Raw genomic sequence first — 14,109 nt, 5'->3', positions numbered from 1 at the left:
ACGAAGCATTCTTTATCGGCGCTTTGGTGGAAGGGGTGGGGCCGATGTCTCCCACAGTCTGTACTGGGCTAACAGTCAGAAGCTGGCTTTTGGTCCCACCCACCCCTTCGAGTCCTACCATACAAGCGGGCTTGCTCGCGAAAGCGGTGTTTCAGTTACACAGGAGCAGTCAGACCTGACGCCTTCGCGAGCAAGCCCGCTCCCACAGGGGAATTGGGGTGTTTCGGCAAGTGGGGCTGTGAGGGCCGGCAGTGAAACCGCCAGCCCCGTCACAAATCCGCAGGGTCTGATTCGATCATCAAACCCGGTGGGGTTCAGGCGTCAGGCGCCTGATCTTTCGGTGCTTCGGTTGCATCAACATCATCTTCTGTTGCCACTTCACCCTCAGGGTTCAGTGCTGCTTCTTCAGCGGTTTGCTTCTTGCGCTGAAGCTTTTCCTCTTTCTTCTGTTCCTTTGCCAAGTCGCGTTGACGTTTGGCGAAGGAGTAATTGGGTTTGGCCATGGGCGTTCCTCTAGGTCGAAGGTGAGGTTGAGCGGCGCGTATTCTGCCCTGTATCGACGTCCGAGGGTTAACCGGGTTTTTGATCGACCCACTTTGGCGTGACGGTCGGCTTCCAGTTATCCAGGGCATCGAGCAGCGTTTGCGGCGATTCGCTCACTTGCAGCATGTCACGGTGTGGCGCGCGAACGAAGCCTTCGCCGACGATGTGGTCAAGAAAAGCAGTGAGTTTGCTGTAAAAACCGTTCACTTCGAGCAGACCCAGCGGTTTGCCGTGATAGCCGAGCTGGCCCCAGGTCCAGACTTCAAACAATTCTTCCAGCGTGCCGAGGCCGCCGGGCAGGGCGATAAACGCATCGCTGAGCTCCGCCATCCGCGCCTTGCGCGCGTGCATGCCGTCGACCACTTCCAGACGTGTCAGGCTTTTGTGACCGATTTCCTTGTCCATCAGGCTCTGCGGAATGATGCCGATCACTTCGCCACCAGCGGCCAACGCGGCGTCGGCGACAATCCCCATCAAACCCACGGCGCCACCGCCGTAAACCAGCGTCAGTTTACGCTCGGCGAGGGCTCTGCCTAACGCAACGGCAGCTTCGGTGTAAGCCGGATCAGTACCGGCGTTGGCACCGCAAAATACACAAACGGATTTCAGAGACATGCTTTTCTCCTGGGTCAATCCGACACAGGGTAATGGCTGGCACGCCTTGATCCAAGGGCTAAACTTCGCGTTCCGGTGTTTCAAAGGTACCGCTGGCGCCACAGGCGTAGGCGGCGAGCAAACTGCACAACAGACCGTTAAAGAACATGACAGGCACTCCGTTTCAGTAGATGCGCCGATCATAGGGCGGGGCGGGAATTCTGGCCGTTAGATTGTGTCGATGAGTGTCATAGCCTGAAAGTTGTATACAATTTTTGACGCAAGTCATAGGAACTTGCGAAGATTTCAGGCAGTCTTTCCACCATTAGTGTTTTTGTTAACCCTGCCTTGGAGATTCACCATGTTTTCCAAAGTTGTTGCGGTATCCCTGCTGGCGCTGGCCAGCAGCCAATTGATGGCTGCCGAGTGCAAAACCACCGTTGACTCCACCGATCAGATGTCCTTCAACACCAAGGAAATCGTGATCGACAAGAGCTGCAAAACCTTCACCGTCGAACTGACCCACTCCGGCAGCCTGCCGAAGAACGTCATGGGCCATAACCTGGTGATCAGCAAAGAAGCTGACATGCAGCCAATCGCCACCGACGGCCTGGCCGCCGGCATCGACAAGAACTACCTGAAAGACGGCGACGCTCGCGTAATCGCCCACACCAAAATCATCGGCGCCAAAGAAACCGATTCGCTGACCTTCGACGTATCTAAGCTGGACGCCGCTGAAAAATACGGCTTCTTCTGCTCGTTCCCAGGCCACATCTCGATGATGAAAGGCACTGTGACGCTGAAATAATCTGCCGCTGAAGCTTTAAAAAACGCCGCTGCGAGGTTATCGCTGCGGCGTTTTTTTGTGGCTGGACTGGGTGTTTTTAGTGAAACATCAAGCATGGCCCACTGGTCGGAAAAGCATCAATACCTGTAACTTCTGACAGTAGACACAAATCTTGATCCTGAGTCTGATGGGTAAGCACTCGCATCACCGGGCGCATCCATTCCGAAAAGGGAGTTTTCGTATGACCGATCAAGAGAAATTTCCCCACCCGCGTACTTTGATTAGCTCGCTGGATAAAATCGCGAAAGTGAGCTCGACTCGAATTGAAAGCATCACCAATGGTAAGGGCGAGCCCATCGACAATGGTGGCGTAACCGATAATTCTGATTTGTCTTTCGTTGGATCGGCTCAACCAAGCCAGTACGCGCAAATTCTGGATAACGGAGTTGGGACGCACCCCGCCGTATGGGTGGACGATTACTGCCATTTCAGTGCCTTTTTTCCCGATGAGGCAGCGGGGGAGCATGCATATACCGTTCAAACAATGGATGGTCATAAGTCGGATGTCTGGCGTGTTTACATTGGCAAGGCCACGGAAGCAGACATTGATTGGGTTAACGATAGCAATGGCAATCCAATCGAAAGAGGCGGGTTCACACGTGATACCGAGTTGAACTTCGTTGGCTTTGGGAGGAGCCACACGGAAGTGAAACTTTTCGATAACGGGAATTATCTTCAAACGCTTGCAGTGGACGGTAACAGCCATTGGAGCGCCTTGGTTCAGCACTTGGTGACAGGGCTTCACCAGTTTACCGTGCTTGGGCCTGATGAAGTTTTATCCCGACCTTGGGTTATCGAGGTCAAAGAGTCAGCTCCGCTTGCGATCCAGTTCGTCATCGATTCAAATTTGAAGCTGCTTGGAAACCACGAAAAAACAACCGCTAAGACGGTGACGTTTGTTGGCACGGCAAATCCGAATGAAAAAGGGTTTCTCTCTGACTACGACAATGACGTGGCTTCGATCCATGCAGACTCGAATGGAGTTTTCACAGTGACGGCTTATGATTTGGCAGAGAAGGTTCATACCTTCAGGATCAAGTCTGATAATGGTCGATTATCCGACCCTTGGACTGTTCGAGTTGTCGCTTCCTGAATTCAACAGAGGTTATCGAGTCAATAAAAAAGCGTCCCTTGGGACGCTTTTTGCTTTCTGTAGGACCTGCCGAAGGCTGCGATCTTTTGATCTGTTTTTGAAGATCAAGATCAAAAGATCGCAGCCTCGTTTCACTCGACAGCTCCTACAGGCTCCGTCGCGACTTATGGGGCGAATGGCATCACACGTTTGTGATGGGTTTTGTTGTAGGTGTCGACGATGATTTTGAAGGCTTCCTCGCGCACCGGCTCGCCGTGCAGAAACGCATCGATTTCGGCATACGTCACGCCATGCGACGCTTCGTCCGGTTTGCCTGGCGACAAATCTTCAAGATCCGCCGTCGGCACTTTCTCGACCAGCGATTCCGGCGCGCCGAAGCTGCGGGCAATCGCGCGCACCTGATTTTTCACCAGGCCGCTCAGCGGTGCCAGATCGCAGGCGCCATCGCCGAATTTGGTGAAGAAGCCCATCACCGCTTCCGCCGCGTGGTCAGTGCCGATCACCAGGCCGTGCGCTGCGCCGGCGATGGTGTATTGGGCGACCATGCGCATCCGCGCCTTGGTGTTGCCGAGCACGAAGTCCACCGACACCGCGTGTTTGCCTTCGAACGCGGCGACTTCGCTGGCCAGCGACTTCACGGCCGGGCCGATGTTGACGGTGTGGCGTTCGTCCGGGGCGATGAAATCCACCGAGGCCTGGGCGTCGTGCTCGTCGAACTGGGTTTCGTACGGCAGGCGCACGGCGATGAATTTGTAGTCGTTGTCGCCGGTCTGGTCGCGCAGCTCACGCATCGCGCGCTGGGCCAAGAGGCCTGCGGTCAGCGAATCGACGCCGCCGCTGATGCCGAGCACCAGCGTCTTGAGCCCGGAATTGACCAGACAATCCTGAATAAAGGCGATGCGCCGGGCGACTTCGGCCTGCAGGGCTTTGTAGTCAGCGAACGGCGGTTGCACTTTGAGCTGTTCAGCAATCTCACGCTGTACGGCTTGCATGAATTCACTCCTTGCTAGATGAACTGGAATCGGCAGGAACCTGGAACACGTGTCGCAAGTAGGCGACGAAATTCGGGTCTTTGCAGTGGGACTTGCCTGGCTCGTCGGAGATCTTCGCCACCGGTTGGCCGTTGCAGGCAGTCATTTTAAGCACGATGCTCATCGGTTCGACACCCGGAATGTCACAGGTGAGGTTGGTGCCAATGCCGAAGCTGACGTTGATCCGGCCGTGCAGCGCGCGGAAGATCTCCAGCGACTTGGGCAAGGTCAGGCTGTCGGAGAACACCAGCGTCTTGCTCATCGGGTCGATGCCGAGCTTGTGGTAATGCGCGATGCATTTTTCGCCCCACACCACCGGATCCCCGGAGTCGTGGCGTAAACCGTCGAACAGCTTGGCGAAGAACAGATCGAAATCGCCGAGAAACGCATCGGTGGTAATGCAGTCGGTGAGGGCGATCCCCAGCAAACCCCGGTACTCACGCACCCAACAGTCGAGCGCGGCGATCTGGCTGTCGATCAACCGTGGGCCGAGTTGCTGGTGGGCCATGATCCATTCGTGGGCCATGGTGCCCAGTGGTTTCATGTCGAGTTCGCGCGACAGGTGTACGTTGCTGGTGCCGACGAAACGCCCGGGGAAATCGTGCTTGAGCACGTTCACCACTTCTTCCTGCACACGGTAAGAAAACCGGCGGCGGGTGCCGAAATCGGCTACTTGCAGTTGCGACAATTCGTCGGCCGAGGCGTTGGCGGTCAGCCAATCGAATTTGCGGTAGAGCTGCTCGCGCGCCTGTTCGAGCACGGTTTCGCGGTAGCGATAGCGGTTGCGCACTTCGCTGACGATCGCCAGCAGCGGCACTTCGTAGAGGATCACATGCAGCCACGGCCCGCGCAGGCGGATGAACAGCTCGCCGTTCTCGATGCCGGTGTGCACGTAGCGCAGGTTGAAGCGGAACAGACCGAGGAATCGCAGAAAATCCGGTTTCAGGAAAGAGATACGCTCAAGGAAATTCAGTTGATCGGCGCTCAGGCTCAGTTCGGCCAGACGCTCGATCTGATAGCGGATCTCGGCCAGGTACGGGCGCAGATCCTCGCTGTTGCGGCAACGGAATTCCCATTCGACTTCAACGTTGGGGTAGTTATGCAGCACCGCCTGCATCATCGTCAGTTTGTAGAAGTCGGTGTCGAGCAGGTTCTGCACGATGCGATCGGCAAACACACTCTCGCTCATAAACGGTCTCCAGGTGCGCCGCGCTGTGGCGCGGTAAAAATCAATGGCGCTAGTGGCGCATATCAGTGGTGGGGATTGCCAGCGCTTTTTTGCTCTCGGGTGAAAGATCCTCTGAGGCCATGCATCTCAGTCCACAAAATTTAGCTATTTTCGGTTGCGCCTCAAGTGCAGCTTGAATGACTTGTTCGAGTTGTGCCCCGCTTTTTAAATAATCGGCCAGCAGGGAGTGTTTGGGTATCAGATTGATTTCAACTGCTTTAACCAAAGCAGCTCTGAGCATTTCTTGGGTCACGATTTTATACATGAATGACGCCTCCTTTGAAGGTGATCTGTTCCAGTGTGTCGACGCCGTCCTGAAGTAGCACGTACGCTGGAAGTATTAGTTTATAAAAATCAGAATCGTTGGTGCCCTTGAGGGTGACTAATGTGAAAGCCTCCAAAAGACTTGCGGAAGCGCGGATTCTGAAACAGGCATCTTCAAATAACTGATTGGGTGTGGCATGTGAGTCTATAAAGTATGTCGGCGTATCAGTTGCATTTGCTTTGAGGGGGTAAAAGCGATTCATAGGGTAAACTCATTCTGTTTGTTCTGGGCGTGACGGCTCGAAGAAAGCAGGGTTCTTGAGATTTTATTTTTAGGTGATTTGATGTATTAGCTGCAAAGCCATTAATTGATTTAATGACTTTGCATGTTCTGTTTAACGTTTGGCAGGCTGTTTACTGGTGCTCGAAGAAATAACCTTCTCGCTATGAGTATTTATGTCTGGGCAGCTATATCCCGGCGGCCAAGCCAAAAGATCGATATCCAGATCCGGGAACTTACTTGAGTCGAAAATGGGCTTCTTGATTCCGGCGCGGCGTTGTTCTTCATAGTCGCGCACAACACGCATGCTGATGTTGAAGAGCAAGAACATCGCTACCAGGTTGACAAGCGCGAGCAGCGTCATGGTGATGTCTGCAAACGCCAGAACAGTGGACAGGTCTTCGACGGAGCCCCAGTACACTAATATCAATACCAGCGCACGGTACAAGAGCAGCGTCTTTCGAGGCTCACCCAAGATGAACCGCAAGCTGTTTTCTCCCAGGTAATAGTTGTAAAGCATCGCCGTGAATACGAAGAGCGCAAGCACGACGCTGATAAACATCCGTCCCCATTCCCCAACGACGGCGGCGAGCGAATTTTGTGCCAGCGCAATCCCGTCACCTTCAAATCCTGGTGTGTAGAAACCCGATAGCAAAATCAGTAGCGCGGTACACGTGCAGATTATGAATGTATCGATGAAGACACTCAGGGCTTGTACGACGCCTTGTGCAACCGGGTGGCCGATCTTCGCTACTGATGCGACATTGGGAGCGCTTCCCAGTCCTGCCTCGTTGGAGAACACTCCGCGTCTCACCCCCATGATGATTGCGCTGCCCACCAGCCCGCCAAAGGCCTGATCCAGCCCGAACGCGCTGTTGATAATGGTCATGAGCATCGCCGGAACTTGGTCGAACTGCAGAACCATTACGTAGGCCGTCACGCTGATGTAGGCGAGAACTTTAATAGGTACCAGAAGGTCAGCAACTGCCGCTATGCGCTTTATCCCGCCAATGAAAACGACCCCCAGCAACAGCGCAAGTCCGAGCCCTGACCAGATCGGCGCCACGCCAAACGCATCTTTTAGTGAATGCGATACCGCATGCGATTCGAGGCCGTTGATCGCAAACCCAAAAGTCACCAGCAATAGTACGGCTGCGATCATGCCGAGCCAGCGCTTGTCCAGACCGTGCTGGATGTACCAGGACGGGCCCCCTCGGTAGAGGCCTTTGCCATCGCTACGCTTATAGAGTTGTCCCAGCGTACATTCGAAGAAACTGCTCGACATACCCAGAAGAGCAGTCATCCACATCCAGAACACTGCGCCGGGCCCGCCCATGCTTACCGCGATCCCGACACCGACGATATTTCCCGTGCCGACTCGCCCGGCAAGGCTGAGCATAAGCGCCTGAAATGAACTCAAGTGATGGCTGACGCCGCGCCAACTGCCGAGTAATACGCCAAACATATGGGGGAAATACCTCAACTGAACAAATCCGGATCGGACAGTGAAGTAGCTTCCCAGGCCAAGCACTAAAGGTATTAATACCTTACCTGACAGAAAGTCGTTGATGATGTCTAGCATTCCAAGCTCCTTGCTTTGTTAGTGCTGGCGAATTAATGGTGTCGCCAGTCCTGAAGCCTTTCAGGAGTCGTAATATCCAGCCATATTTCATCCGATGCAATTTCGCAAGTTGCTCAAATGTGATGCTAGTTGCTGCTATGGTGAGTTCTCCTGGGTTCCTTGCTGAGTGATTTATGTGTGAATTTTTTTCCGCAAACTTGAGGTTTCTGTGTAGTCACTACAGATCTGTCGCAGAGGTCTGTAGGAAGGTTCGTATTAATCGTGGGCAGTTTAATAAGTATCTTTGTGGGAATAGTATGCCCGCACCTTTTAACCTCAAGCGGATTTGCGATTTTTTTGGTGTGGAAGAATTTGAAATGCGCCTGCCAAGCGAGCAGTTCATTGCATTGATTGGCGTAAAAACCAGCAAAGCCAAGCTCTTCGATGAAGAAACAGTCTCACAAAGAGTTTTGAAACACCTGCGCAAACAATCCTCACCAGAACTGAAGGCTCACACGGGGTATTACCACGAGTACTACCATGCGATGACTGAACCGGGTTCCATTCTGTGTTCGCTTGTGCATGTGCGGGAAGAAGGCGATGACATAGTGTATGAGCGAAATGAGCAGTTACAGATGTCTGGGGTAGAAGGTGGGTTTGAACGATATCGATATAAAGGTGTTGCTTATTACCTGCGAGATCGCCTTTTTTTCGTAGATTATGAATCGCTGACTTCAAACGAAATCAGTCAAACTATTCTCATCCCAAGTTTCAAAAGCTGCATTACACGGTTAAATGGATTGAAGCTTGGCGTTTCGGCTGCTGATCATCGCGCGCCTTCCTGTTCAAGGGTGGTCTGGGAATATTTGGGGCAGGAAATTGATCGGGCCGCAGCCTATCGTCGTGTCCGGTTGTACAACCCTCATGATTGCGCCATTGATGCCGATCTGCGTGCGCGTCTCGCCCAGGCTCAGGTTGTGGATGGCCTGTTTGTGATCGTATGACAAATTTTCGTGGGAGCTGCCGCAGGCTGCGATCTTTTGATGTTGGTTTTGAAGATCAAAAGATCGCAGCCTTCGGCAGCTCCTACAGCGGATTGTCGATCTGTTCGAGCATCCATTTGACGAAATCCCGCACTTTGGGGACTTCCGCCGCGTGCTCCGGGTACGCCAGATAGTACGCGTCAGTGCTCGGCATCGCATGCTGCCAGGGAATGACCAGTTTGCCGTCGGCCAATTCCTCTTCGACCAGAAACCTTGGCAACAGCGCCACGCCACAACCCACCTGTGCGGCGCGAATGCACATATAAAAGGTTTCAAAACGTGGCCCGTGATAGCTGTGTTCGGTCTGGTAGCCCTGACTGTCGAACCAGTCGTGCCACGCCTGTGGGCGTGAGGCATTTTGCAGCAAGACCAGATCGGTGAGTTGCGTCGGATCAGTGAACGGCGTATCCGGCAGGCTGCTCGGAGCGCACACCGGCACCAATTCTTCACTGAACAACTTCAGGCATTCAGTCCCCGGTCGCGAGCCTTGACCGTAATAGAAAGCCAGATCACTGCGCCCTTGCAGTAAATCATCGGCCTCTTGCTCGTTGCACAAATCCAGATGAATTGACGGATGGCGCAAACGCCAGCCTTTCAGGCGTGGCACCAGCCAACGCGCGCCGAAGGTCGACGGGGTCGATACGCGTAGGACTTCGGTCTCGCCGCCGTAGGAACGCAGGTAATGGGTCGACATCTCCACCTGCGTGAGGATTTTTCGTACTTCCACCAAGTACAAATCCCCGGCCGGGGTCATCTGCAAACGTCGGCGCACGCGGAGGAACAACAAGTGTTGTAACAATTCCTCAAGCTGCGCGACCTGCTTGCTCACCGCACTCTGGGTCAGGTTCAGTTCCTCGGCGGCGCGGGTGAAGCTCAGGTGCCGGGTCACGGCCTCGAAGCATTGCAGGGCGGTGATCGAGGGCAAGTGGCGTTTGTTCAGCATGGCCGATCCTTTTCTTGTCTTTCTATGCTCAGCATGAATAAACGGAATGATATCTCGCGTAAAGGTCGTTTGTTGCCTCGCCATTGTGAAGCTACAACTAATGGCCTGCCCGGTCGTGAAATGGCGACCGCACACATTCAGTTTTTTGCTTGAGGAGTGACCCATGGTTGCCGCATTGCTTGATCGTCTTGGTGTGAACCCGGCCCTTTATCAGAACGGCAAAGTGCCGGTGCATTCGCCGATCGACGGCAGCCGCATTGCTGCCGTGAACTGGGAAGGCCCGGCCGAAGTCGAGCAGCACATCAGTCGCGCAGATCATGCGTTCGAGCAATGGCGCAAGATTCCGGCCCCGCGTCGCGGCGAACTGGTGCGTCAATTCGGCGAGGTGTTGCGTGAATACAAGGCTGATCTGGGCGAACTGGTTTCGTGGGAGGCGGGCAAAATCACTCAGGAAGGTTTGGGCGAAGTGCAGGAGATGATCGACATCTGCGATTTCGCCGTCGGCCTGTCCCGTCAGTTGTACGGTTTGACCATCGCTTCCGAGCGTCCGGGCCACCACATGCGTGAAACCTGGCATCCGCTGGGCGTGGTCGGTGTGATCAGCGCGTTCAACTTCCCGGTGGCGGTGTGGGCGTGGAACACCACGCTGGCGCTGGTCTGCGGCAACCCGGTGGTGTGGAAGCCGTCGGAGAAAACCCCGCTGACCGCACTGGCTTGCCAAGCGCTGTTCGACCGTGTGGTGAAGAATTTTACCGATGCACCGGCGAATCTTTGCCAAGTGATCATCGGTGGTCGCGATGCCGGCGAAGCGTTGGTCGATGACCCGCGTGTCGCCCTGATCAGCGCCACCGGCAGCACGCGCATGGGCCGCGAAGTGGCGCCGAAAGTCGCCGCACGTTTTGCCCGAAGCATTCTGGAGTTGGGCGGCAACAACGCGATGATCCTCGGCCCAAGCGCTGATCTGGACATGGCGGTGCGCGCGATTCTGTTCAGCGCCGTCGGTACCGCCGGCCAGCGTTGCACCACGTTGCGTCGCTTGATCGCCCATGAGTCGGTCAAAGAAGAAATCGTCACCCGCCTGAAAGCCGCGTACTCGAAAGTGCGCATCGGCCATCCGCTGGAAGGCAATCTGGTCGGCCCGCTGATCGACAAGCACAGCTTCGAAAACATGCAGGACGCGCTGGAGCAGGCGTTGAGCGAGGGCGGTCGGGTGTTTGGCGGCAAGCGCCAATTGGAAGATCAGTTCCCGAATGCTTACTACGTGTCGCCGGCGATTGTTGAAATGCCGGAGCAGAGCGATGTGGTGTGCAGCGAAACCTTCGCGCCGATTCTGTACGTGGTTGGTTACAAAGATTTCCAGGAAGCACTGCGCCTGAACAACTCGGTGCCGCAAGGGTTGTCGTCGTGCATCTTTACTACTGACGTGCGCGAGGCTGAGCAGTTTATGTCGGCGGTGGGCAGTGATTGCGGGATCGCCAACGTCAACATCGGCCCGAGCGGTGCGGAGATTGGTGGTGCGTTTGGTGGTGAGAAAGAAACCGGTGGTGGTCGTGAATCGGGTTCGGATGCCTGGCGCGGGTACATGCGCCGCCAGACCAATACCGTGAACTACTCGCTGGAGTTGCCGCTGGCGCAGGGCATTACGTTCGACTGAGGATGGAGGAAAAGCTGAAAAGATCGCAGCCTTCGGCAGCTCCTACATAGGTGGCGCCAGGCTGCGGTTTTGTAGGAGCTGCCGAAGGCTGCGATCTTTTGGCGGCCCCACAAGCGCATTTGGTTAGGTTTCTGTTGGAGTCTGGCAATGCCGTTACGCGAAGAATGTCTGTGGGAAAAACTCACGCCGCAAAGGCCGGATAACACGGCGCTCAAGGGTGAAGTCAAAGTCGATGTCTGCGTGATCGGCGCCGGGTTTACCGGGTTGTCGGCGGCGCTGCATCTGTTGGAACAAGGCAAAAGCGTCTGCGTGCTGGAAGCGCATCGCGCTGGCCACGGCGGTTCCGGGCGCAACGTCGGATTGGTCAACGCCGGCATGTGGATTCCACCGGATGAGATCGAAGCCGGTTTCGGCGAAGCGGTCGGCAGTCAGCTCAATCGCATGCTCGGGGCCGCGCCCGCGCTGGTGTTCAGCCTTGTGGACAAGTACAACATCGATTGCCAATTGCGCCGCGAAGGCACGCTGCACATGGCGCATAACGCCAAGGGCGAGGCCGATCTACGCAGTCGCGAGCAACAATGGAAACGTCGCGGCGCACCGGTCGAGCTACTCACCGGCAAGGCCTGTGAACAGGCCACCGGGACGCAAAAAATCGCCGCCGCGTTGCTCGATCGTCGCGCCGGCACGCTCAATCCGATGGCTTATGTCACCGGGCTGGCGAACGCGGTGCTCGGCCTCGGCGGGCAGATGTTCGACCATTCACCGGTCACTCGACTCGAGCGTCAGGGCGCGAAATGGTCGGTGCAAACCGAGCACGGTTCGGTGCTCGCCGAACAAGTGGTCATCGCCTCCAACGCCTACACCGAGGGCGACTGGACGGAACTCAAACGCAATTTCTTCCCCGGTTATTACTATCAGGTCGCTTCGGTGCCGCTGACCGAAGACGCTGCGCAGGAGATTCTTCCGGGTGGGCAAGGCTCGTGGGATACCCGCCAGGTGTTGAGCAGCATCCGCCGCGATAAAGAAGGGCGGTTATTGCTCGGCAGCCTCGGCAACGGTAATCAAAAACCGGCCTGGTTTCTCAAGGCCTGGGCCGATCGGGTGCAGCAGCATTACTTCCCGCAACTGAAACCCGTCGAATGGGAGTGCACCTGGACTGGGCGCATCGCGTTCACGCCCGATCACCTGATGCGTCTGTTTGAGCCGGCACCGGGGCTGGTCGCTGTCACGGGCTATAACGGCCGTGGCGTCACCACTGGCACGGTGGTCGGCAAAGCCTTCGCCGATTACTTGTGCAACGGCAATGCCGAGGCCCTGCCAATTCCCTTTGCACTGATGCAGCCCTTGGCGGGCGTGGGCTTGCGCAGTTGCCTGTACGAGGCCGGGTTCTCGCTGTATCACGCGGGCCAGTGCCTGCGCATCGTGATTTGAGTGTTGAATTATGTTGCCGGAAGCGGCGCTTTTCGATGCAGCGACTAGCCTGTAATGGTGCGGGTTGTAGCAGTCCCGCACCAGCAGTGTGCAGTTCGGTGACGCGGGCTGTTACAGGCTGGTTGCACGTCGTTTGGTGCCGCGGTTGCAATGATGGCGCATGCGGGTTGCGCCTGAAAAAATAAATGGTTTCACCTTCCGCGGTTTAGACGGTTGCACGCCCAATGAAAATGGGAACGAAACAGTCGAAATAACAAGAAAGCAGCGACTTTTTGAAGAATAAAAAACCGATGGCACGGCCCTTGCTCTGCGCATTCAGTGAAGTGAAGTCGCAGTGCCAACTAAAAAAAACCTTGGAGCACCACCTCATGTCCCAGACGTTTTACAAGAAAGGCTTTCTGGCCCTCGCAGTGGCTACTGCGTTGGGTGTTTCTGCGTTTGCTCAGGCTGATATCAAAATCGGTGTAGCGGGTCCAATGACGGGCGCCAACGCGGCATTTGGCGAGCAGTACATGAAGGGTGCACAAGCGGCGGCCGACTCGGTCAACGCGGCAGGCGGCGTCAACGGGGAAAAAATCGTTCTGGTCAAAGGCGATGACGCCTGCGAACCGAAACAAGCGGTAACGGTCGCCAAGGATCTGGTCAATCAGAAAGTCGCTGGCGTGGTCGGCCACTTCTGCTCGTCTTCCACCATTCCAGCCTCGGAAATCTACGACGAAGCCGGCGTAATCGCGATCACCCCGGGTTCCACCAACCCGCAAGTGACCGAGCGCGGCCTCAGCGCCATGTTCCGTATGTGCGGGCGTGACGACCAGCAAGGTATCGTTGCCGGCGACTACATTGTCGACGTGCTCAAGGGTAAAAAAGTCGTTGTGTTGCACGACAAAGACACCTACGGCCAAGGCCTGGCGGATGCCACCAAGGCACAACTGGTCAAGCGCGGCGTGACGCCAGTGTTGTATGAAGGCCTGACCCGTGGCGAAAAAGACTTCAGCACCATCGTCACCAAAATCCGTGGCGCTGGCGCCGATGTCGTCTACTTCGGTGGTCTGCACCCGGAAGCCGGTCCGCTGGTTCGTCAACTGCGTGAGCAAGGCCTGAAAGACGTCAAGTTCATGTCCGATGACGGCATTGTGACCGATGAACTGGTAACCACCGCGGGTGGCCCGCAATTCGTGGATGGTGTGCTGATGACCTTCGGTGCCGACCCACGCATGCTGCCAGAGAGCAAGGCAGTGGTAGACGCGTTCCGCAAGGCCGGCACCGAGCCTGAGGGCTACACCCTGTACGCCTACGCTTCGGTACAAACCCTGGCCGCAGCCTTCAACGGCGCCAAGTCCAACAAGGGCGAAGAAGCGGCTGCCTGGCTGAAGAAAAACCCGGTGAAAACCGTCATGGGCGAAAAAGCCTGGGACTCGAAGGGTGACCTGAAAGTCTCCGACTACGTGGTTTACCAGTGGGACAAGGACGGCAAATATCACCAGCTGGAAAAACAGAAGTAAGGGCTGACGCGATAGCTGAACGCCACAAACCCCTGTGGGAGCGGGCTTGCTCGCGAATGCGGGGTGTCAGTCACCATCAACGGTAGCTGATACAC

14 protein-coding genes are annotated in these 14,109 nt (G+C 55.8%); 6 read left to right on the top strand and 8 right to left on the bottom strand.

The features are described 5' to 3' along the window. Positions 1-314: 314 nt before the first annotated feature. A complete protein-coding gene (locus GVL50_RS27685) occupies positions 315-503 on the bottom strand; it encodes a hypothetical protein (RefSeq protein WP_158836123.1) in 189 nt (62 codons plus the stop codon). 67 nt (positions 504-570) lie between these two features. Next, positions 571-1,158: a TIGR00730 family Rossman fold protein gene (locus tag GVL50_RS27680; RefSeq protein WP_053116783.1), complete on the bottom strand. Its 588-nt coding sequence runs from the start codon at positions 1,156-1,158 to the stop codon at positions 571-573. Positions 1,159-1,498: 340 nt separating this feature from the next. Between GVL50_RS27680 and azu the strand changes: the two genes are divergently transcribed. Both azu and GVL50_RS27670 read left to right on the top strand, forming a co-directional pair. Continuing rightward, on the top strand, positions 1,499-1,945 hold the full coding sequence (azu, locus tag GVL50_RS27675) for an azurin (protein WP_053116784.1): 447 nt from the start codon (positions 1,499-1,501) through the stop codon (positions 1,943-1,945). A 220-nt stretch (positions 1,946-2,165) separates the two neighbouring features. Beyond that, positions 2,166-3,077 (top strand): hypothetical protein, encoded by a 912-nt coding sequence (locus GVL50_RS27670; RefSeq protein WP_159815751.1) that lies wholly within the window; start codon positions 2,166-2,168, stop codon positions 3,075-3,077. 164 nt (positions 3,078-3,241) lie between these two features. On the opposite strand, the gene nadE is transcribed toward GVL50_RS27670, so the two are convergent. The 5 genes from nadE to GVL50_RS27645 all read right to left on the bottom strand — a co-directional run bounded on the left by nadE (position 3,242) and on the right by GVL50_RS27645 (position 7,462). Beyond that, positions 3,242-4,069, bottom strand: coding sequence for an ammonia-dependent NAD(+) synthetase (nadE, locus tag GVL50_RS27665; protein ID WP_159815750.1), 828 nt, complete (start codon positions 4,067-4,069; stop codon positions 3,242-3,244). A gap of 4 nt (positions 4,070-4,073) precedes the next feature. Further along, the gene (gene pncB, locus GVL50_RS27660) at positions 4,074-5,297 is read right to left on the bottom strand and encodes a nicotinate phosphoribosyltransferase (protein WP_053116787.1); all 1,224 of its coding nucleotides are present in this window, start codon (positions 5,295-5,297) and stop codon (positions 4,074-4,076) included. A gap of 49 nt (positions 5,298-5,346) precedes the next feature. Beyond that, positions 5,347-5,601, bottom strand: a complete 255-nt coding sequence (locus tag GVL50_RS27655) for a hypothetical protein (protein WP_053116788.1) — start codon at positions 5,599-5,601, stop codon at positions 5,347-5,349. Then, positions 5,594-5,863: a hypothetical protein gene (locus GVL50_RS27650; RefSeq protein ID WP_159815749.1), complete on the bottom strand. Its 270-nt coding sequence runs from the start codon at positions 5,861-5,863 to the stop codon at positions 5,594-5,596. The genes GVL50_RS27655 and GVL50_RS27650 overlap by 8 nt, the downstream gene beginning before the upstream one ends. Before the next feature lie 132 nt (positions 5,864-5,995). After that, positions 5,996-7,462, bottom strand: coding sequence for a sodium:alanine symporter family protein (locus GVL50_RS27645; RefSeq protein ID WP_256672012.1), 1,467 nt, complete (start codon positions 7,460-7,462; stop codon positions 5,996-5,998). 173 nt (positions 7,463-7,635) lie between these two features. Between GVL50_RS27645 and GVL50_RS27640 the strand changes: the two genes are divergently transcribed. After that, entirely contained in the window at positions 7,636-8,445 is an 810-nt protein-coding gene (locus tag GVL50_RS27640; protein ID WP_159815748.1) for a helix-turn-helix transcriptional regulator, read from the top strand. 82 nt (positions 8,446-8,527) lie between these two features. Here GVL50_RS27640 and GVL50_RS27635 read toward each other — a convergent pair whose 3' ends face one another. Then, a complete protein-coding gene (locus tag GVL50_RS27635) occupies positions 8,528-9,427 on the bottom strand; it encodes a LysR family transcriptional regulator (protein WP_053116792.1) in 900 nt (299 codons plus the stop codon). Between the two features lie 163 nt (positions 9,428-9,590). On the opposite strand from GVL50_RS27635, the gene GVL50_RS27630 reads away from it, so the two are divergent. The 3 genes from GVL50_RS27630 (at position 9,591) to GVL50_RS27620 (ending at position 14,014) form a co-directional block, all read left to right on the top strand. Beyond that, entirely contained in the window at positions 9,591-11,081 is a 1,491-nt protein-coding gene (locus GVL50_RS27630) for an aldehyde dehydrogenase family protein (RefSeq protein WP_159815747.1), read from the top strand. Between the two features lie 147 nt (positions 11,082-11,228). After that, on the top strand, positions 11,229-12,512 hold the full coding sequence (locus GVL50_RS27625; RefSeq protein WP_159815746.1) for an FAD-binding oxidoreductase: 1,284 nt from the start codon (positions 11,229-11,231) through the stop codon (positions 12,510-12,512). 368 nt (positions 12,513-12,880) lie between these two features. Continuing rightward, positions 12,881-14,014, top strand: coding sequence for an ABC transporter substrate-binding protein (locus GVL50_RS27620; RefSeq protein WP_053116795.1), 1,134 nt, complete (start codon positions 12,881-12,883; stop codon positions 14,012-14,014). The last annotated feature ends 95 nt before the right edge of the window (positions 14,015-14,109 follow it).

It is taken from the genome of Pseudomonas sp. 18058 (assembly GCF_902706155.1).
GTDB lineage: Bacteria > Pseudomonadota > Gammaproteobacteria > Pseudomonadales > Pseudomonadaceae > Aquipseudomonas > Aquipseudomonas rustica.
The sequence above is the reverse complement of the archived record's forward strand: the minus strand, read 5'-3'. Positions and strand labels throughout refer to the sequence as shown.

Coding starts and splice junctions, on each gene's coding strand:
- GVL50_RS27685 (WP_158836123.1), bottom strand. CDS start 503: ATGGCCAAACCCAATTACTCCTTCGCCAAACGTCAACGCGACTTGGCA.
- GVL50_RS27680 (WP_053116783.1), bottom strand. CDS start 1,158: ATGTCTCTGAAATCCGTTTGTGTATTTTGCGGTGCCAACGCCGGTACT.
- azu (WP_053116784.1), top strand. CDS start 1,499: ATGTTTTCCAAAGTTGTTGCGGTATCCCTGCTGGCGCTGGCCAGCAGC.
- GVL50_RS27670 (WP_159815751.1), top strand. CDS start 2,166: ATGACCGATCAAGAGAAATTTCCCCACCCGCGTACTTTGATTAGCTCG.
- nadE (WP_159815750.1), bottom strand. CDS start 4,069: ATGCAAGCCGTACAGCGTGAGATTGCTGAACAGCTCAAAGTGCAACCG.
- pncB (WP_053116787.1), bottom strand. CDS start 5,297: ATGAGCGAGAGTGTGTTTGCCGATCGCATCGTGCAGAACCTGCTCGAC.
- GVL50_RS27655 (WP_053116788.1), bottom strand. CDS start 5,601: ATGTATAAAATCGTGACCCAAGAAATGCTCAGAGCTGCTTTGGTTAAA.
- GVL50_RS27650 (WP_159815749.1), bottom strand. CDS start 5,863: ATGAATCGCTTTTACCCCCTCAAAGCAAATGCAACTGATACGCCGACA.
- GVL50_RS27645 (WP_256672012.1), bottom strand. CDS start 7,462: ATGCTAGACATCATCAACGACTTTCTGTCAGGTAAGGTATTAATACCT.
- GVL50_RS27640 (WP_159815748.1), top strand. CDS start 7,636: ATGTGTGAATTTTTTTCCGCAAACTTGAGGTTTCTGTGTAGTCACTAC.
- GVL50_RS27635 (WP_053116792.1), bottom strand. CDS start 9,427: ATGCTGAACAAACGCCACTTGCCCTCGATCACCGCCCTGCAATGCTTC.
- GVL50_RS27630 (WP_159815747.1), top strand. CDS start 9,591: ATGGTTGCCGCATTGCTTGATCGTCTTGGTGTGAACCCGGCCCTTTAT.
- GVL50_RS27625 (WP_159815746.1), top strand. CDS start 11,229: ATGCCGTTACGCGAAGAATGTCTGTGGGAAAAACTCACGCCGCAAAGG.
- GVL50_RS27620 (WP_053116795.1), top strand. CDS start 12,881: ATGTCCCAGACGTTTTACAAGAAAGGCTTTCTGGCCCTCGCAGTGGCT.